The following is a 16,442-nucleotide window of genomic DNA, read 5'->3' as shown; positions in this document are numbered from 1 at the left end:
CCGTTTAGTTGCAAGTCTTTGCGTCAACCGACCCAAACCGATGAAGAGGGTATCATGATCACTCGCAGATTAGTCCTTGCCGGCGCCGCCGTGCTCGCGCTCACGGCTTCCGCCTCCGCGGACGACTGGAAAACCAAATATCCCGAACTGACCTTCGCGGTCGTCCCGGCCGAGAATGCCTCCGGCGTCACCGAGCGTTGGGCGCCGTTCATGAGCTATCTCTCCAAGGAGCTGGGCGTGAAGGTCACGCTGCGCATCGCCAACGACTATGCCGCCGTGATCGAAGGCCAGCGCGCCGGCAACATCCATATCGCCAGCTACGGTTCGGCCTCTTTTGCCCGCGCCCGCCTGACCGGCGTCAAGACCGACGCCTTCGCCAACGACATCAATGCCGACGGCTCGACCGGCTACTACTCGGTGTTCTTCGTCAAGGCGAGCAGCGCCTACAAGACCATCGATCAGCTCAAGGGCAAGAACCTCGGCTTGGTTGACCCGAATTCGACCTCGGGTAACAACGTGCCCCGCTTCGAGCTCGACAAGATGGGCATCCACGATGCCGACACCTATTTCAGCAAAGTCGTCTTCACCGGCAGCCACGAGAACGCGATGCTGGCGCTGGCGCAGGGCACGGTCGACGTCGCGGCCAACCAGTGGACCACCGACGACGATTCGACGCTGGCTCAGATGCTGACCAAGGGCATGCTGAAGAATGCCGACGGCTCGGCGATGAAGAAGGACGACTTCCGCATCATCCACAAGTCGGCACCGATCATCAACGGTCCCTATGCCTACAACTCCGACCTGCCGGACGACGCCAAGGCCGCCATCACCAAGGCGTTCTTCGATGCGCCGGCCAAGGACAAGGCGGCCTTCGATCGTCTCCAGGACGGCCAGAAGAAGGGCTTTCATCCCGCCACCACCAAGGATTGGGACGGCACGATCGAGCTGATCAAGTTCGTCGACGCGCTGCGTAAAAAGAAGGCGTCCTAAGTTCGGGACGATGCCACTGGAGCCGGGTCCATCGACCCGGCTCTTTCTTTGACGGGACTTAATCTCAGGCCGATGACAACAGCGGTTTCGATCCTTCCCGAACAGCAGCTTGCCGTGCTCAACGCCGCTTATCGCCAGGCGATCGGGCGCAGGCGGCTCCGCCTGCTGCTGGGGCTCGTGATCTTCGCCGCGGCTCTGATGCTCGCCGCGATCGGCGCCGAAGTGAATTTGCGCACGCTCTTCACCTATTTCGGCAATTTCATCAGCTATTTCGACCGCATCCTCACACTCGACAACGGCCAACGCGTTTGGACCGATGTCGCCGAGTGGCTGTGGGGCTGGCGCAAATGGCTGAGGATGCTGGGCGAGACCCTGCTCATCAGCTATGTCGGCACGCTGATCGGCGCCACCTTGGCATTTTGCCTCAACTTCTTCGCGGCTGAAAACACCTCGCCCGCACCCTGGCTGCGTTTCACGGTGCGGCGCCTGCTCGAATTCGCCCGCACCGTTCCGGGCATCGTCTTCGCGCTGATCTTCGTGATCGCCTTCGGTCTGGGACCCATGGCGGGCGTGCTCGCGATTGCGATCCACTCCACCGGTGCGCTCGGCAAGCTGTTCTCGGAGATTGTCGAGAACGCCGACATGAAGCCGGTCGAGGGCATCCGCTCGACCGGGGCGAGCTGGCTGTCCTGCATGCGGTTTGCCGTGGTGCCGCAGGTGACCGCGGGCTATGCCAGCTACGCGTTGCTGCGTTTCGAGATCAACGTCCGCGAAGCCTCCGTGATGGGCTTCGTCGGCGCCGGTGGCATCGGCCAGGAACTCGTCGTCGCCATCCGCAAGTTCTATTACTCGGACGTCAGCGCGATCCTGCTCACCATCATCGTCACCGTCTTCATCATCGACATCACCACCGGCTGGCTGCGCGGCCGCCTGTTCGGCGGGGAGGCGCGCACGTGACGAGGCCGCACGAGGTCGATACGCGAGAGCTTCGCGCGCGCTACCCGGATGTGTTCGACCGGCCCGCCTCGGCGCGCCTCGCCATGCCGGCGATGATCGTCGCGGCGTTCGCGATCCTCACTTACGGCCTCGTCGATCTCGATTTTTCGCCGTCGCGATTCATCGCTGGTCTCAGCCAGCTCGGCTGGATCTCACTGATGATGATCCCGCCCGATCCCGGCTCCTCGCTGCCGATCTACCTGAAGGCGCTCGGCGAGACACTCTCGATCGCGCTGCTCGGCACGACGCTGGCCGCGGTGTTCGCACTTCCGGTCAGCCTGCTCGCCGCGCGCAACGTGGTGCCGTCGAAGCTCCTTCGCTTTCCGGTTCGCCGCGTCCTGGATTCGATCCGCGGCGTCGACACGCTGATCTGGGCGCTGGTGTGGATCAACGTCGTCGGGCTCGGCCCGTTCGCCGGCGTGCTCGCCATCGCGGTGTCGGATTTCGGCGCCTTTGGAAAACTGTTCTCGGAGGCGATCGAGGGCGCCGACCAGAAGCAGGTCGAAGGCATCCGCGCCTCCGGCGGCAGCCCACTGCACGAGATCCGCTTCGGCCTGTTGCCGCAGGTCCTGCCCGTGATCGCCGGCCAGGTGCTCTATTTCATCGAATCCAACACCCGCTCGGCCACCATCATCGGCATCGTCGGCGCCGGCGGCATCGGGCTCCAGCTCGCCGAGCAGATCCGCGTGCTGGAATGGCAGAAGGTGTCGTTCCTGATCCTGATGATCCTGGTCGCGGTCGCCGCGATCGACTTCATCTCGGGCAAGCTGCGGTTTGCGATCATCGGCAGGCGCGCTGTGGCCTAAGTAACGGCGCTTGCCACGAACTCTATTTCCCTTCTCCCCTTGTGGGAGAAGGTGGCGCGAAGCGCCGGATGAGGGGTATGTCTCCCCAAACTCAGATCGCCATTGCGGAGACATACCCCTCACCCGTCTCGCCGCTACGCGGCGAGCCACCCTCTCCCACAAGGGGAGAGGGAAGAAGTCTACGACTCCACCAAGAATTCCACCCGCTCCGCGGCAAACCGCGAGTGCTTGGTCAGCAGCGGCTTGCCCTCGAGATCGTGGTCGGTGGCGTCGACTACCAGGATCGGGCGTCCCAGCGCGAGATCGAGCCGGGCCGCGTCGGTTGCGTCGACGATGCCGGCGGTGATTCGAGTCGCGCCGCGGCGATAGTCGCGCACGCCATAATGTTCGAGCAGTTTCGTCATCGAGCGCGTCGCTGCGAACACGGCCCCCGCGTCTAGAAACAGCACGGCCGACAGCCAGGTGGTGGAGACGCAGATCGGCGTGCGATCGGCGAGGCGGATCGCCTCGATCCGCACCAGCGGCGCGCCGGTCTTCAAGCCGAGTTCGCGCGCCAGCTCGCGCGTCGCGACGTCCTCCGTTGCCTCGATCAGCCGGCCATGCGGTTCGCGCCCTTCGGCGCCGACGATCTCGGAAAAGCGGGTGCGCGAGCGCAAGGGATAGGCGAGCTTCTGCGCTTCGACATAGGTTCCACTGCCGCGTTCGGCCCGCACCAGGCCGCGTTCGGCAAGGGCTGCCAGCGCGCGCCGCACGGTGTGGCGGTTGACGCGATAGGTTTCGGCGATCTCCATCTCGCCCGGCAATTTATCGCCGGCCGCAAAGCGGCCGTCGGCGATGCCTCGCTCGATGCCGTCGGCAACGAGGCGCCATAGCGCGACGCCCGACGATGCAGTGTCTTGGATGCTCATATCGCCGATCAGCCTAGCCCAGAAATCACGGCTTTGTCACGAAACAGTCATGGCGTTCACTTATGAAGTTGTCTAATATCATAGACAACTTAGAATCGGCAAGTTCGGTGGATCCGGTGACGCAACACAACGACCAGCAAGCCCAGCGCAAGGCCGCGATGGCCGTGCTGGCGCACGCGGAGGCGGGCGAGATCGCCGCCCGCCTCCGCGACTTGACCCTGCCGGCCCATCAGGATCTACGGGCGCCCGAAAACGGTCTCGTCATGCTGCGCGGCCGGGCCGGCGGCGACGGCGCGCCCTTCAATCTCGGCGAAGCCACGGCGTCGCGCGCGGCGGTCCGGCTTGCGAGCGGCGAGGTCGGCTTCGGCTACACGCTCGGACGCGACGGTGAGAAGGCGCGGCTGATCGCCCTGTGCGATGCGCTGGTGCAGTCCCGCGATTTCGGCGGAGCGGTCGAACGGGATGTTATCGCCCCGTTGCGTGAGCAGCTTATGGCGAGGCGCACGCAGGCAGCGGCCGAGACCGCTGCGACGAAGGTTGATTTCTACACCATGGTGCGCGGTGAGGGGTGAGATCATGACCACGATTGCGGAACTGCCGCCGGGTTTCGCCGACAAGGTGCTGTCGGCGCAATCGACCTTTCGCTCGGTGATGGACGCGATGGCGCGGCCCGGGTCGGTCCAGCGCATCGTGCCGGGAGCGGGGCCGCCCGACAGGATGATGCGCGGCACCGCCGCGATCGCGCTGACGCTGTTCGATCACGACACGCCGCTCTGGCTCGATTCGCGGATGGCGGAGAGCCCGGACCTGGTGAAATGGCTGAAGTTCCACACCGGCGCGCCGGTGGTGCAGGATTCCTCCATCGCGAGCTTCGCGCTGATCAGCGATGGCGGAGCGCTTCCGCCGCTCGAACGCTTCGCGCTCGGCACGAGCGAATATCCGGACCGTTCGACCACATTGATCCTCCAGGTCGATAGTCTGCGCTCGGGACGCACGTTCGAGCTACGCGGTCCCGGGATCGACGGCGCCGCGACGCTCCAGGCGTCGATCAAGCCGTTCGATCTGTTCGAGCGCCTGCGCGTCAACGAGGCGCTGTTTCCGCGGGGCATCGATGTGGTGCTGGTCGCCGATGACGCCGTGGTGGCGATCCCCCGCACCACACGCGTCGTGAGCAAGGGAAGCTAGAAGCATGTATGTCGCAGTCAAAGGCGGCGAACGCGCCATCGAGAACGCCCATCGCCTGCTGGCCAATGCCCGGCGCGGCGACCAAAACGTTCCGGAGGTCACGCTCGACCAGATCTCGGAGCAGCTTGGGCTGGCCGTGGACCGCGTCATGAGCGAAGGCTCGCTCTACGATCGCGAGCTCGCCTCGCTCGCGATCAAGCAGGCGCGCGGCGATCTGATCGAGGCGATCTTCCTGGTTCGCGCCTTCCGTGCCACGATGCCGCGTTTCGGCGCGAGCGAGCCGGTCGACACCGGCGCGATGCGGGTGCAGCGGCGGGTGTCCTCGACCTTCAAGGACATTCCGGGCGGCCAGATCCTCGGGCCGACCTTCGACTATACCCACCGCCTGCTCGATCCCTCGCTCGCGGAAGGCTTTGTGCCGGAGGCGCCGGCAATGGCCGAAGCGTCCACGGCGCCAACGCCGCGCGTGACCGACATTCTCGGGCGCGACGGCTTGATCGAATCCTCGCCGCAGGCCGAAGACGGCGCCAGCGTCGGCGATCTCACCCGCGAGCCGCTGAATTTTCCGGCCGACCGCGATTTGCGTTTGCAAAACCTCGCGCGCGGTGACGAAGGGTTTTTGCTGGCGATGGGCTACTCCACCCAGCGCGGCTATGGCCGCAACCATCCCTTTGCCGGCGAGATCCGCTTCGGCGAGGTCGAGGTCGAATTCGCAGCAGAAGACGTCGGCTTCGCCGTGCCGCTGGGCTCGATCGAATTGACCGAGTGCCAGATGGTCAACCAGTTCAAGGGCTCTGCGACGGAAGCGCCGTGCTTCACCCGCGGCTATGGCCTCGCCTTCGGCCAGAGCGAGCGCAAGACCATGTCGATGGCGCTGGTCGATCGCGCACTTCGCGCCCGCGAGCTTGGCGAGGAGGTGCGGGCGCCGGCGCAGGACGAGGAGTTCGTGATGTCGCATTCGGACAACGTCCAGGCGACCGGCTTCGTCGAGCATCTGAAGCTGCCGCATTATGTCGACTTCCAGTCCGAGCTCGGCCTTTTGCGCAAGCTGCGTCGGGAGTTCGCGGATGCCCAAGCGCCCGATGCCATGAAGGAGGCCGCGGAATGAACGCGCCCGCCTACAACTTTGCCTATCTCGACGAGCAGACCAAGCGGATGATCCGCCGCGCGATCCTCAAGGCGATCGCGATCCCCGGCTATCAGGTGCCGTTCGCCAGCCGCGAAATGCCGATGCCCTATGGCTGGGGCACCGGCGGCGTCCAGGTCACCGCCGCGATCCTCGGTCCCGCCGATGTGCTGAAGGTGATCGACCAGGGGTCCGACGACACCACCAACGCGATCTCGATCCGCAAGTTCTTTGCCAAGACCGCGGGCGTCGCCACGACCACGGCGACTGACGATGCGACCGTGATCCAGACGCGTCACCGCATCCCGGAGACGGCGCTGCACGCAAACCAGGTGCTGGTCTATCAGGTGCCGATCCCGGAGCCGCTGCGTTTCCTCGAGCCGCGCGAGACCGAGACGCGGCGCATGCACGCGCTCGCCGAATACGGCCTGATGCATGTGAAGCTCTATGAGGACATCGCCCGCTTCGGCCACATCGCCACCGCCTACGCCTATCCGGTGAAGGTGAACGCGCGCTACGTGATGGATCCGTCGCCGACGCCGAAATTCGACAATCCCAAGATGGACGATTGCCCGGCGCTGCAATTGTTCGGTGCCGGCCGCGAGAAGCGCATCTATGCGATCCCGCCTTACACGAAAGTGGTGTCGCTCGATTTCGAGGATCACCCGTTCGAGCCGTATCGTTTCAACGCACCCTGCGCGCTGTGCGCTGCGGAGAATTCCTATCTCGACGAGATCGTCACCGACGACAAGGGCAGCCGCATGTTCGTCTGCTCAGACACCGATTATTGCGAGAGCCGCCAGGCCGCCGGCCATCACGGCAGCCTCAGCGCCGCGCCATACAAGGAGAAGGCGGGCTCACATGGCTGATCCAGACATGCGCGAGAACGACGAGCCGCTGCTGGTCGCGACATCTCTCAGCAAATCCTTCGGCCGCATCGCCGCCTGCCGCGACGTGTCGTTCGCGCTCTATCCCGGCGAGGTGCTGGCGATCGTCGGCGAGTCCGGCTCGGGCAAGTCGACGCTGCTTCAGCTCCTGTCGGGCCAGCTTGCGGCCAGCGGCGGCCATGTGTCCTATCGGATGCGCGACGGCGTCGCTCGCGATCTCGCCACGCTCGGCGAAGCCGAGCGGCGCTTCCTGTTCCGCACCGATTGGGGCTTCGTGCATCAGGATCCCGCCCAGGGCCTGCGCATGGCGGTGTCGGCCGGCGCCAATGTCGGCGAACGGCTGATGGCGGTGGGGTGGAATCACTATGGCCGCATCCGCGACACCGCGTCGGACTGGCTTACGCGCGTCGAGATCGATGTCGCACGCATCGATGATGCGCCGCGCACCTATTCCGGCGGCATGCGCCAGCGCCTCCAGATCGCCCGCAACCTCGTCACCGAGCCGCGGCTGGTGTTCATGGACGAGCCGACCGGCGGCCTCGACGTGTCGGTGCAGGCCCGCCTGCTCGATCTGCTGCGCAGCCTCGTCGCAGAGCTGCATCTCGCCGTCATCATCGTCACCCACGACCTCGCGGTCGCGCGGCTGTTGTCGCACCGCGTGATGGTGATGAAGGGCGGCCGCGTCATCGAGACCGGCCTCACCGACCAGGTTCTCGACGATCCGCGCGAGCCCTATACGCAACTCCTCGTCTCCTCGATTCTGCCTCCATGAGCATCGCAATGACCGCCATGATCGATATCGCCGACGCCAAGAAGACCTTCACGATGCATCTGCAGGGCGGCATCGAATTGCCTGTCGTCAGCGGCGTGACCTTCCAGGTCAATCCCGGCGAGTGCGTCGTGCTGTCGGGGCCATCAGGCGCCGGAAAATCGTCGATCTTGAAGATGATCTTCGGCAACTACCGCTGTGACTCCGGTCGCATCGGCATCCGCCACCGCGGCGCGCTGATCGATCTTGCCGCCGCCGAGCCGCGCCAGGTGCTCAACGTCCGCCGCTCAACCATCGGCTATGTCAGCCAGTTCCTGCGTGCGGTGCCGCGGGTGGCCACCATCGACGTCGTGGCCGAGCCGCTGATCGCTGGCGGCATGGCCCGCGCCGATGCACGGGCCCGCGCCGGCGAGTTGCTGCACCGGCTCAACATCCCCGAACGGCTCTGGCAGCTTCCGCCCGCGACTTTCTCGGGCGGCGAGCAGCAGCGCGTCAACATCGCGCGCGGCTTCATCTCGGATCTGCCGATCCTGCTCTTGGACGAGCCGACCGCTTCGCTCGATGCCGCCAACCGCACTGTGGTGGTCGCGCTTGTCGCCGAGAAGAAGCGTCAGGGCGTCGCCATGGTCGCCATTGTCCACGACGACGAAATCCGTCATCTGATTGCCGACCGTATCGTCGACGTCACCAGCTTTGCCGCCGCGGCCTGAAGGAAATGGAAATGAACGCCCCGAAGGACATCGTGATCGCCAATGCCAGGATCGTGCTGGCCGACCGGGTGATCGAGCAGGGCTGGCTTGCGCTTGCCAACGGCCGCATTGCCGAGATCGGCGAGGGCAGGGCGCCTGCGGGTGCGGAGAATGCCGGCGGCGACCTGATCATGCCGGGCCTGATCGAGCTCCACACCGACCATCTCGAAGCCCATTACGTGCCGCGTCCAAAAGTGTTCTGGAATCCGGTCGCGGCCGTCGTCTCCTATGACGGCCAGCTCGCGACCTCAGGCATCACCACGGTGTTCGATTCCCTTCGGGTCTGGCGCGAGGACGGCGCCGAGGAGGTCGACGGCCGCGCCGGCGTGCTCGCCGCCGCGATCACGACCGCGCGCGAGGCCAGCCTGCTGCGCGCCGACCACTTCCTGCATCTGCGCTGCGAAATCCCGATGCCGAGCGTGGTCGAGGAGGCCAAGGAGCTGATCGACCGTCCCGACGTCAAGCTGATGTCGCTGATGGATCACACCCCCGGCCAGCGCCAGTTCCGCGACGAGGTCAAGCTGCGCGACTATTACCGCGGCAAGGGCGGCGGCAAGACCGATGCCGAGCTCGACGAGCTGTTCGCAAAGCGCTTCGAGTACCAGAAGGCCTATGCCGCCACCAACATGCGCGAGATCGTGGCGCTGGCGCAGGCCTACAAGATACCGCTCGCAAGCCATGACGACACCACCGACGAGAACGTCGCGGACGCCGTGCGCGACGGCGTGGCCGTGGCGGAGTTCCCGACCACGCTGGAGGTCGCGCGCGGTTTGCACGAGGCCGGCATCGATATCCTGATGGGCGCGCCCAACGTCGTGCGCGGCGGTTCGCATTCCGGCAACATCGCCGCGGTCGATCTCGCCCGCGAAGGCCTGCTCGACATCCTGTCGTCGGACTACATCCCCTCGAGCCTCTTGATGGGCGCGCTGCAGCTGCCCGAGCACGTACCCGCGATCAGCCTTCCCGCCGCGATCCGCACGGTGACGAAGACGCCGGCCGAGGCGGTTGGCCTCACCGACCGCGGCGAGGTCGCGATCGGCAAGCGCGCCGATCTCATTCGCGTGCACGTCGCCGGCAGCGTTCCGGTCGTCCGCAGCGTCTGGCGCGAAGGAAGCCGCGTCGCATGAGCGAGACCGCGACCATGGCGCAGGACGAGACAGGCAGGATCGGACCCGGGCGGCTCGTGCTCGTGGTCGGCCCCAGCGGCGCCGGCAAGGACACGCTGCTGCGGCTGGCGCGAGCGGCGAGCGTCGATGACGACAGCGTCGTCTTTCCGCGCCGTGTCGTGACGCGCGAATCCTCCGCCGACGAGGACAACATCGCGGTGACATCCGACGAATTCCGCCGTGCGCGCGAGCACGGCGATTTCGCCGTGCATTGGCAGGCGCACGGGCATTCCTACGCCTTGTCGGCCGAGATCAACGACGATATCCGTGCCGGACGCACGGTCGTCGTCAACGTCTCGCGCACGGTGATCTCCGCACTTCGCCAGACCTATGCCAACGTCGTGGTGGTCGCGATTACGGCGCCACCGGACGTGTTGGCCGCGCGGCTTGCCGCGCGCGCGCGGCACAGCGACGGCAACATCGCCGAACGCCTCACCCGCAGCGTCGATGAGGCCTCGGCGCATGCCGATGTCACCATCCTCAACGCCGGCAGCGCGGATTATCATAGCCGCCAGCTCCTGCGCGTGATCAGGAACCAGGGCTGGCAGGAATAGCCAGCACAACCAGGAGAACGGAATGTCGGTGATCGAAACGGTCGAACAGCTGGAGGCCATCTACGGCGTCACCAATGACGCCTCTACCGTGAAAGTCGCCGACCATGTCACGCCGCTCTACCGCATCTACATCGAGAAGGCGCCGTTCGCGGCCCTCGCCACCATCGGACCGGAGGGCATCGATTGCTCGCCGCGGGGCGATCTGCCCGGCTTCGTCCGCATCCACGATCCCAAAACGCTGATGCTGCCGGATCGCCGCGGCAACAACCGCGTCGATTCCTTGCGCAACATCGTGCGCGATCCCCGGGTGTCGCTGATGTTCCTGATCCCCGGCTCCGGCAACGCGACCCGCGTCAACGGCCGCGCGCATCTCTCGGTCGATCCCGAGTTGCTGGCCTCGTTCAAGGTCGAGGGCAAGGCGCCGCGTAGCGTCATGGTAATGAAGGTCGACGAGATCTACTTCCAGTGCGCCCGCGCCATCGTGCGCTCCGACCTCTGGAATCCCGACAAGCGGGTCGACCCGAAGACGCTGCCGACGCCCGGCCAGATCCTCGCCGAGATGAGCGAGAACAAGGTCGGTGGCGCGGAATATGATCGCGCGTGGCCGGAGCGCGCTGCCGCGACCATGTGGTGACCTTTCTTGAGTGAGGGGTCTCTCTCCTCACGAAAAGAATCGTAGGGTGGGCAAAGGCGCACTTGCGCCGTGCCCACGAACTCTCTCCAGTTACACGCACTTCTTTCCCTCTCCCCTTGTGGGAGAGGGTGGCTCGTCGCGAAGCGGCGAGACGGGTGAGGGGTATCTCCCTCACGAAAAGTGTTGCACGCGGACAGATACCCCTCATCCGGCGCTTCGCGCCACCTTCTCCCACAAGGGGAGAAGGGAACGGGAGCGCCGCGCGAGATGAATCTGGCTGTCGGCGTTTGCTGCGAGAGAAGCGCCCCAGCGCGCTCACGACAAATATGGATAGCCATTTCATTGACCAATCGAGCCAACCGCTCGATATTCGGAGCGTTGAGACTGCTCCTCGAGCCCGAAGCCGCGATATGAGAACCGATCACCAGCGCAATCCCGATGACATGCATGCGTGCATGACGCGGCGCTGTTTCTCGGCGGCGACGGGCGCCTGTTGTTGTTGCTGACCGCCTCCTAGCAACTCCCAGCACCAAGAACTCCCTAACAGGAACGCCGAGCCATCGGCGAACGAGCAGCCATGTCCCAAGCCCAGTCGAACGCCTACATCATCGAGATCCACGATCGCGCCGCCGGCATCGTCATGCGAGATGCGCGCGGTTTCCGCTTCTTCTCCTCCGAGCGGCTGTTCGACAGTCTCGAAGGCCGCCAGTTCCGCACGGCGCGCGAGGCCGAGCGTGCTGCCCGCGCCGTGTTCGCCGATCGGAGCCGCCGCGCGACCGCCTCACTCTTCGCCAACTGAACCGGACGCAAAGGACCGCAACATGTATGCACGACGACATATCCTCACCGCAGCGCTGCTCGTCGCCACCGTAATCGCCGTGCCGGCACGCGCCGAGGACAAGCCCACCGAAATCCGCATCGGCACGCAGAAGGGCGGGTTCTTCCCGGCGGTACGCCAGCGCCAGACGCTCGAAAGCGCCTTCAAGCCACTGGGCATCGACGTCAAGTGGATCGACTTCCAGTTCGGCCCGCCGCTGCTGGAAGCCATCAATGTCGGCAGCGTCGATTTCGGCTTCGTCGGCGACACGCCGCCGATCTTCGCGCAGGCCGGAGGCGCCAGGATCCGCTATGTCGCGGCCGTGAAGTCCGAAGGCGACAACCAGGCGATCATCGTGCCCAAGGACTCGCCAATCAAGACGCTGGCTGATCTCAATGGCAAGCGCGTGGCTTTCGGCAAGGGATCGAGCGCGCATAACCTCCTCGTTACCTCGCTCGAAAAGGCCGGCCTGTCCTGGTCGGACATCACGCCGGCGCCGCTCGCGCCGGCGGATGCGACAGCGGCCTTCGTGAAGGGCTCGGTCGACGCCTGGTCGATCTGGGATCCCTATCTCGCGCTCGCCGAATTGAAGGAGAATGCCCGAGTCCTGGTGTTCGACAAGGATGTTCACAAGCCGAACGCCTACTACATCGCCAACACCGATTTCGTCGAGAAGTACCCGTCACTGGTCGCAAAGCTCAACACGGCCTTCGCGTCCGAAGGCAAGTGGGCGGATGCGCATCACGAGGAAGTCGCGAAAGCGCAGTCCGAGGCTACCGGCGTGGACATCGAGGCCGTCAGGCGTTTCGTCAACCGCTCCACCTATAGTGTGGTGCCGCTCGACGCCGAGGTGATCAAGACCCAGCAGGCGGTCGCCGATCGCTTCGCAAAGCTCGGCCTGATCCCGAAGCCGGTCAGCGTTTCCGACATCGTGTGGAAGTGGACGCCGGGCTCCTGATCGGTCCGCGCACGCCTCGTCCTTCGAGACGCGCGCGAAGGGCGCCCTCCTCAGGATAAGGCCAAGCGGCATCGGTGCCAGTCAAGTTGCTGCCGCGAACTCCGCCCTCATCCTGAGGAGCCCGCTAAAGCGGGCGTCTCGAAGGATGGCCGCAGGGAATAAAGCCTCGTCACCCCCTGCGGCGCGTCCTGGTGCGCGCTGCCTTCTTTGCCGCGGCGGCTGAACGCGACGCGGCGGTTCGCCGGCTCGCGGCACGCTTGCCCTGCTTCGACAGCGCGCTGCGCGATGCGGTCGAGCGCGGCTCCTTCTTCAACACGCCTTCGACGGCGCGTGACACTTTCGGCCGGCGCTTCGGCGTGCGCTTGCCCTGACCGACCTCGTAGGCGTATTTGGCGCTGCGGCGCGTCGCCTTCTTGGTTCGCCCCTTGCGCGGCGGCGGCAGATCAACGCCGGCGCGCCGCGCTTCGGAGAGGCCGATGGCGATGGCCTGCTTCGTCGAGCGTGCGCCGTGCTTGCCTTTGCGGATTCTGTCGATCTCATCCTTGACGAATTCGCCGGCCTGCGTGCTTGCCGATTTGCCGGCGCGCTTGTCCTGCTTCGCTTTGCGAATGATCTCTTCTCTCGGCATGGGTCGAGTTCCCTCTGAAGACATAGGGATATCTGACCGCAACGCATGACGCGGAGGATTGATCCTTTTCAGTTCCGTAGGGCCGCCAGCAGTTCATCAGGGTGCTCGGCCATGATCATGTGCCCGGCGCCCGGCACCACGACGGTCTTCGCATGCGGGATCGCCGCCGCGAGCGCCTTCCCGGCCTTCGCCGGCGTCATCATGTCCCGCTCGCCGAGGATCAGCGTTGTCGGCACCTTGACGCTCGCGGCGGCGGCAAGCGCGTTCGCGTAGGCATTGCAGGCCGACAAATCCCTGAACAGCACGCCGGGCTCGCAAGCCTTCAGCACCGCCTGCGCGCCACCATGCATCCACAGGCCCGGCGCGAGACTGCCGCCGAGCTCCGCGTTGAAGCCAAGGCCCCAGATCGACACCATGTCGTTTGCGTCCTGCGAGTTGGCCTCGGCTGCCTTCAGCAAATCCGGGCCGACAGTCATGGTCGCGGCAGTGCCGATCAGGCTCAGCGCGGACACCTTGTCGGGATGCCGCGCCGCCGTCTCCAGTGAGATCAGCGATCCCATGGAATGGCCGATCAGATGCGCCTTCGCAGCTCCCGCCGCATCAAGCAGTGCCGCGGTCCAGTCGGCCATCTCGGCGATGCTGCCGAGCGAAGGTCCGGCCGAGCGGCCGTGACCGGGGAGATCAGGTGCCAGCACGGCAAAGCCGTGATGGGCGAACCAGCGCGTATGCAGCGCCCAGGTCGAATGGTCGAAGCCGGCGCCATGGATGAAGGCGACTGCGGGCAGGGATTTGTCGAAGTCGCGGCCGCCGGTCGCGACAAACACCTCGGTGCCGTTGACGGAGAGCTTCATGGCTTAAACCTTTTGCGAGATGCGCAGCGCTTGGGCGAGATCGTCGATGATGTCGCTCGCGGTCTCGATGCCGACCGACAGCCGCACCAGCTCCTCGCCGATGCCGGCCGCCTTGAGCTGCTCGGCATCCATCTGCTGATGGGTCGTCGAGGCCGGGTGGATCACCAGCGTCTTGGCGTCGCCGACATTGGCGAGATGGCTGATCACGCGCAGGGATTCGATGAACTTGCGCCCGGCGGGACGCCCACCCTTGATGCCGAAGGAGATGATCGAGCCGGCGCCGCGCGGCAGGAGCTGCTTTGCGAGCTGATAGTCCGTGTGCGTCTCCAGCGAGGGATGCAGCACCCAGTCGACGGCCTTGTTGGACTTCAATGCTTCCAGCACGAGGTGCGTGTTCTGCATGTGGCGGTCCATGCGCACGCCGAGCGTCTCGACGCCCTGCAGCAGCTGGAAGGCGTTGGTCGGCGACAGGCAGGCGCCGAAATCGCGCAGGCCTTCGGTGCGCGCGCGCATGATGAAGGCGGCCGTGCCGAACTGCTCGTCGAAGACGATGCCGTGATAGCCGCCATAGGGCTCGGTCAGCACGGCGAACTTGGAGGACGCCCGCCAGTCGAAGCGGCCGCCGTCGACGATGGCGCCGCCGATCGCGATGCCATGGCCGCCGATCCATTTGGTCGCCGAGTGCATGACGATGTCGGCACCAAGCTCGATCGGGCGGCTGAGATAGGGCGTGGCAAAGGTGTTGTCGATCAGCAGCGGAATCTTTGCGTCATGCGCGATGGCCGCGACCTTCGGAATGTCCAGCACCTCCAGCCCCGGATTGCCGATGGTCTCGCCGATTACGAGCTTCGTGTTCGGCTTGATGGCGCTGCGGAACGCGTGGAGATCGCGCGGCTTGACGAAGGTCGTGGTGATGCCAAAACGCGGCAGCGTGTGCGCCAGGAGGTTGATGGTGCCGCCATAGAGCGAGCTCGACGCCACGATGTGATCGCCGGCATTTAAAAGCGTCGCGATCGCCAGATGCAGCGCGGCCATGCCGCTCGCGGTGCAGATAGCGCCGACGCCGCCCTCCAGCGCCGCGAGCCGCTCCTCCAGCACGCCGGTGGTCGGATTGGAGATGCGCGTATAGATGTGGCCGGCGCGTTCGAGATTGAACAGCGCAGCCGCGTGATCGGAGTCCTGGAACACGTAGGACGTGGTCTGGTAGATCGGCACCGCGCGGGCCCCGGTCGCGGGGTCCGGATGCTGGCCGGCATGCAGGCTCAGGGTCTCGAAGGCAGGCGGTTTTGGCGCGGGCATGCGTGGCCTCGTTGGGTCTGTCGGCGATGGGGGCGTTGTGCCATAAAATCGCACGCGGCGTCAGCCCATTGACTCTCCGCAGGAGGCCGTCATGCCCGGGCTTGTCCCGGGCATCCACGTTCTTCATACCGCATGGCAAGGCGTGGATGGCCGGGACAAGCCCGGCCATGACGCCGTGGAAGCATGAGTGCACCCAACTTCTATCCGCAGGGCTATCCCCCGATCGCCTGCTCGATAATCCGCGCCTCCCGCAGCAATATCTCCACAACCTCCTGCTCGCGCCTTGGCCCGAGCCTCGTCCGAACGGCGGAGACGGTGATCGCCGCAGCCGGCTGTCCGTCCGGGGTCTTGATCCAGGTCGAGATCGATTTCGTGCCCTGCACGAGGCCGATCTCTCTCATGTTGTAGCCTCGTCGCCGCGCCGTGGTGACATGGCTCATCACGGCGGCGACGTCGGTCTGGTAGGTCTCGAACCTCTTTTCGTTGGCTGCGACGATCTTTCGCGCGTCCTGCGCCGGCATCGCGGCAAGGATGGCGACGCCTGCACTGGAGACGCCGAGCGGCCGGCGCGCGCCGATCTCGATCGACAGTACCTGGATCGGATAGACGCCGATCCTGCGATCGACGCAGAGTGTGTCGTTGCCGGTGCGCACCGTCAGGAACAGCGTGTCGCCGATCTCGGTGGAGGCACGTTGCAGCGACGGATTGGCGGCAATCAGCAGCCGCGACGGTCGCGGCCGGGCCAGCGCCAGCTCCGGCACCTGGTTGCCGATCGCGTAGCGGCCGCTCCGCTCGTTCCACTCGACGATGCCTTCCTCGATCAGCACGTGGACGATGCGATGCACGGTCGGACGGGCGAGGCCGGTCGCGCGCACGACGTCGGCCAATGGCACACCGGCCTCGCGGCCTGCGGCGAGAATGCGCAGCACCGCGAGCGCGCGCCGGATCGCCTGCGCGCCTTGCCGCGGTGCCATCGCGTTGCGGGCTACTCTGGTTCTGTCCATAATATGGACAAGAACGCCACAATTCACTCGACAGGTAAAGCGCGCCTTTGGAGATTGCGCTCCGATCGAGTTGCCTCAGCGCGACGTCAGGCCATTCGACGAAATTGGAAGCGCC

Annotated in this window: 19 protein-coding genes; 14 read left to right on the top strand and 5 right to left on the bottom strand. The window is 65.6% G+C overall.

The window, feature by feature from the left end; all coding sequences use genetic code 11:
- Positions 1–54: 54 nt before the first annotated feature.
- The 3 genes from phnD (at position 55) to phnE (IVA81_RS14790) (ending at position 2,792) form a co-directional block, all read left to right on the top strand.
- Positions 55–990, top strand: a complete 936-nt coding sequence (gene phnD / locus IVA81_RS14800; protein WP_247319182.1) for a phosphonate ABC transporter substrate-binding protein — start codon at positions 55–57, stop codon at positions 988–990.
- Positions 991–1,062: 72 nt separating this feature from the next.
- Complete coding sequence (gene phnE, locus IVA81_RS14795; protein ID WP_247319179.1) at positions 1,063–1,947, top strand: phosphonate ABC transporter, permease protein PhnE; 885 nt, start codon at positions 1,063–1,065, stop codon at positions 1,945–1,947.
- Entirely contained in the window at positions 1,944–2,792 is an 849-nt protein-coding gene (gene phnE / locus IVA81_RS14790) for a phosphonate ABC transporter, permease protein PhnE (protein WP_247319177.1), read from the top strand. The genes phnE (IVA81_RS14795) and phnE (IVA81_RS14790) overlap by 4 nt, the downstream gene beginning before the upstream one ends.
- 179 nt (positions 2,793–2,971) lie before the next feature.
- On the opposite strand, the gene phnF is transcribed toward phnE (IVA81_RS14790), so the two are convergent.
- Complete coding sequence (phnF, locus tag IVA81_RS14785) at positions 2,972–3,700, bottom strand: phosphonate metabolism transcriptional regulator PhnF (protein WP_247319173.1); 729 nt, start codon at positions 3,698–3,700, stop codon at positions 2,972–2,974.
- Positions 3,701–3,807: 107 nt separating this feature from the next.
- Here phnF and phnG point away from each other — a divergent pair, with 107 nt between their 5' ends.
- The 11 genes from phnG (at position 3,808) to IVA81_RS14730 (ending at position 12,545) form a co-directional block, all read left to right on the top strand.
- Positions 3,808–4,272 carry a phosphonate C-P lyase system protein PhnG gene (phnG, locus tag IVA81_RS14780; protein ID WP_247319169.1) on the top strand — a complete coding sequence of 155 codons (465 nt, stop codon included), beginning with the start codon at positions 3,808–3,810 and terminating at the stop codon, positions 4,270–4,272.
- A 4-nt stretch (positions 4,273–4,276) separates the two neighbouring features.
- Entirely contained in the window at positions 4,277–4,885 is a 609-nt protein-coding gene (phnH, locus tag IVA81_RS14775; protein WP_247319164.1) for a phosphonate C-P lyase system protein PhnH, read from the top strand.
- Positions 4,886–4,889: 4 nt separating this feature from the next.
- A complete protein-coding gene (locus IVA81_RS14770) occupies positions 4,890–5,993 on the top strand; it encodes a carbon-phosphorus lyase complex subunit PhnI (RefSeq protein WP_247319152.1) in 1,104 nt (367 codons plus the stop codon).
- Positions 5,990–6,880 carry an alpha-D-ribose 1-methylphosphonate 5-phosphate C-P-lyase PhnJ gene (locus tag IVA81_RS14765; RefSeq protein WP_247319150.1) on the top strand — a complete coding sequence of 297 codons (891 nt, stop codon included), beginning with the start codon at positions 5,990–5,992 and terminating at the stop codon, positions 6,878–6,880. The genes IVA81_RS14770 and IVA81_RS14765 overlap by 4 nt, the downstream gene beginning before the upstream one ends.
- Entirely contained in the window at positions 6,873–7,670 is a 798-nt protein-coding gene (gene phnK, locus IVA81_RS14760) for a phosphonate C-P lyase system protein PhnK (protein WP_247319145.1), read from the top strand. The genes IVA81_RS14765 and phnK overlap by 8 nt, the downstream gene beginning before the upstream one ends.
- Positions 7,671–7,678: 8 nt before the next feature.
- On the top strand, positions 7,679–8,377 hold the full coding sequence (gene phnL, locus IVA81_RS14755) for a phosphonate C-P lyase system protein PhnL (protein ID WP_247319594.1): 699 nt from the start codon (positions 7,679–7,681) through the stop codon (positions 8,375–8,377).
- An 11-nt stretch (positions 8,378–8,388) separates the two neighbouring features.
- Positions 8,389–9,543: an alpha-D-ribose 1-methylphosphonate 5-triphosphate diphosphatase gene (locus IVA81_RS14750; RefSeq protein WP_247319144.1), complete on the top strand. Its 1,155-nt coding sequence runs from the start codon at positions 8,389–8,391 to the stop codon at positions 9,541–9,543.
- On the top strand, positions 9,540–10,136 hold the full coding sequence (phnN, locus tag IVA81_RS14745) for a phosphonate metabolism protein/1,5-bisphosphokinase (PRPP-forming) PhnN (protein WP_247319143.1): 597 nt from the start codon (positions 9,540–9,542) through the stop codon (positions 10,134–10,136). Before IVA81_RS14750 ends, phnN begins: the two co-directional genes overlap by 4 nt.
- A 22-nt stretch (positions 10,137–10,158) precedes the next feature.
- Positions 10,159–10,770, top strand: coding sequence for a pyridoxamine 5'-phosphate oxidase family protein (locus IVA81_RS14740; protein WP_247319141.1), 612 nt, complete (start codon positions 10,159–10,161; stop codon positions 10,768–10,770).
- A 577-nt stretch (positions 10,771–11,347) separates the two neighbouring features.
- Entirely contained in the window at positions 11,348–11,569 is a 222-nt protein-coding gene (locus IVA81_RS14735; RefSeq protein WP_247319140.1) for a hypothetical protein, read from the top strand.
- Positions 11,570–11,591: 22 nt separating this feature from the next.
- Positions 11,592–12,545, top strand: coding sequence for an aliphatic sulfonate ABC transporter substrate-binding protein (locus IVA81_RS14730; RefSeq protein ID WP_247319139.1), 954 nt, complete (start codon positions 11,592–11,594; stop codon positions 12,543–12,545).
- A gap of 169 nt (positions 12,546–12,714) precedes the next feature.
- On the opposite strand, the gene IVA81_RS14725 is transcribed toward IVA81_RS14730, so the two are convergent.
- From IVA81_RS14725 to IVA81_RS14710, 4 genes are all read right to left on the bottom strand, one after another.
- Positions 12,715–13,173 carry a DUF6496 domain-containing protein gene (locus tag IVA81_RS14725; protein ID WP_247319138.1) on the bottom strand — a complete coding sequence of 153 codons (459 nt, stop codon included), beginning with the start codon at positions 13,171–13,173 and terminating at the stop codon, positions 12,715–12,717.
- Between the two features lie 68 nt (positions 13,174–13,241).
- The gene (locus IVA81_RS14720; RefSeq protein ID WP_247319136.1) at positions 13,242–14,024 is read right to left on the bottom strand and encodes an alpha/beta hydrolase; all 783 of its coding nucleotides are present in this window, start codon (positions 14,022–14,024) and stop codon (positions 13,242–13,244) included.
- A 3-nt stretch (positions 14,025–14,027) separates the two neighbouring features.
- Positions 14,028–15,323 (bottom strand): O-acetylhomoserine aminocarboxypropyltransferase, encoded by a 1,296-nt coding sequence (locus IVA81_RS14715; protein WP_247319133.1) that lies wholly within the window; start codon positions 15,321–15,323, stop codon positions 14,028–14,030.
- A 212-nt stretch (positions 15,324–15,535) separates the two neighbouring features.
- Complete coding sequence (locus tag IVA81_RS14710; RefSeq protein WP_247319129.1) at positions 15,536–16,327, bottom strand: IclR family transcriptional regulator; 792 nt, start codon at positions 16,325–16,327, stop codon at positions 15,536–15,538.
- Between the last annotated feature and the right edge of the window lie 115 nt (positions 16,328–16,442).

Source organism: Bradyrhizobium sp. 141 (assembly GCF_023074055.1).
Taxonomy (GTDB): domain Bacteria; phylum Pseudomonadota; class Alphaproteobacteria; order Rhizobiales; family Xanthobacteraceae; genus Bradyrhizobium.
The sequence above is the reverse complement of the archived record's forward strand: the minus strand, read 5'-3'. Positions and strand labels throughout refer to the sequence as shown.

Coding starts and splice junctions, on each gene's coding strand:
- phnD (WP_247319182.1), top strand. CDS start 55: ATGATCACTCGCAGATTAGTCCTTGCCGGCGCCGCCGTGCTCGCGCTC.
- phnE (WP_247319179.1), top strand. CDS start 1,063: ATGACAACAGCGGTTTCGATCCTTCCCGAACAGCAGCTTGCCGTGCTC.
- phnF (WP_247319173.1), bottom strand. CDS start 3,700: ATGAGCATCCAAGACACTGCATCGTCGGGCGTCGCGCTATGGCGCCTC.
- phnH (WP_247319164.1), top strand. CDS start 4,277: ATGACCACGATTGCGGAACTGCCGCCGGGTTTCGCCGACAAGGTGCTG.
- IVA81_RS14770 (WP_247319152.1), top strand. CDS start 4,890: ATGTATGTCGCAGTCAAAGGCGGCGAACGCGCCATCGAGAACGCCCAT.
- IVA81_RS14765 (WP_247319150.1), top strand. CDS start 5,990: ATGAACGCGCCCGCCTACAACTTTGCCTATCTCGACGAGCAGACCAAG.
- phnK (WP_247319145.1), top strand. CDS start 6,873: ATGGCTGATCCAGACATGCGCGAGAACGACGAGCCGCTGCTGGTCGCG.
- phnL (WP_247319594.1), top strand. CDS start 7,679: ATGACCGCCATGATCGATATCGCCGACGCCAAGAAGACCTTCACGATG.
- IVA81_RS14750 (WP_247319144.1), top strand. CDS start 8,389: ATGAACGCCCCGAAGGACATCGTGATCGCCAATGCCAGGATCGTGCTG.
- phnN (WP_247319143.1), top strand. CDS start 9,540: ATGAGCGAGACCGCGACCATGGCGCAGGACGAGACAGGCAGGATCGGA.
- IVA81_RS14740 (WP_247319141.1), top strand. CDS start 10,159: ATGTCGGTGATCGAAACGGTCGAACAGCTGGAGGCCATCTACGGCGTC.
- IVA81_RS14735 (WP_247319140.1), top strand. CDS start 11,348: ATGTCCCAAGCCCAGTCGAACGCCTACATCATCGAGATCCACGATCGC.
- IVA81_RS14730 (WP_247319139.1), top strand. CDS start 11,592: ATGTATGCACGACGACATATCCTCACCGCAGCGCTGCTCGTCGCCACC.
- IVA81_RS14725 (WP_247319138.1), bottom strand. CDS start 13,173: ATGCCGAGAGAAGAGATCATTCGCAAAGCGAAGCAGGACAAGCGCGCC.
- IVA81_RS14720 (WP_247319136.1), bottom strand. CDS start 14,024: ATGAAGCTCTCCGTCAACGGCACCGAGGTGTTTGTCGCGACCGGCGGC.
- IVA81_RS14715 (WP_247319133.1), bottom strand. CDS start 15,323: ATGCCCGCGCCAAAACCGCCTGCCTTCGAGACCCTGAGCCTGCATGCC.
- IVA81_RS14710 (WP_247319129.1), bottom strand. CDS start 16,327: ATGGACAGAACCAGAGTAGCCCGCAACGCGATGGCACCGCGGCAAGGC.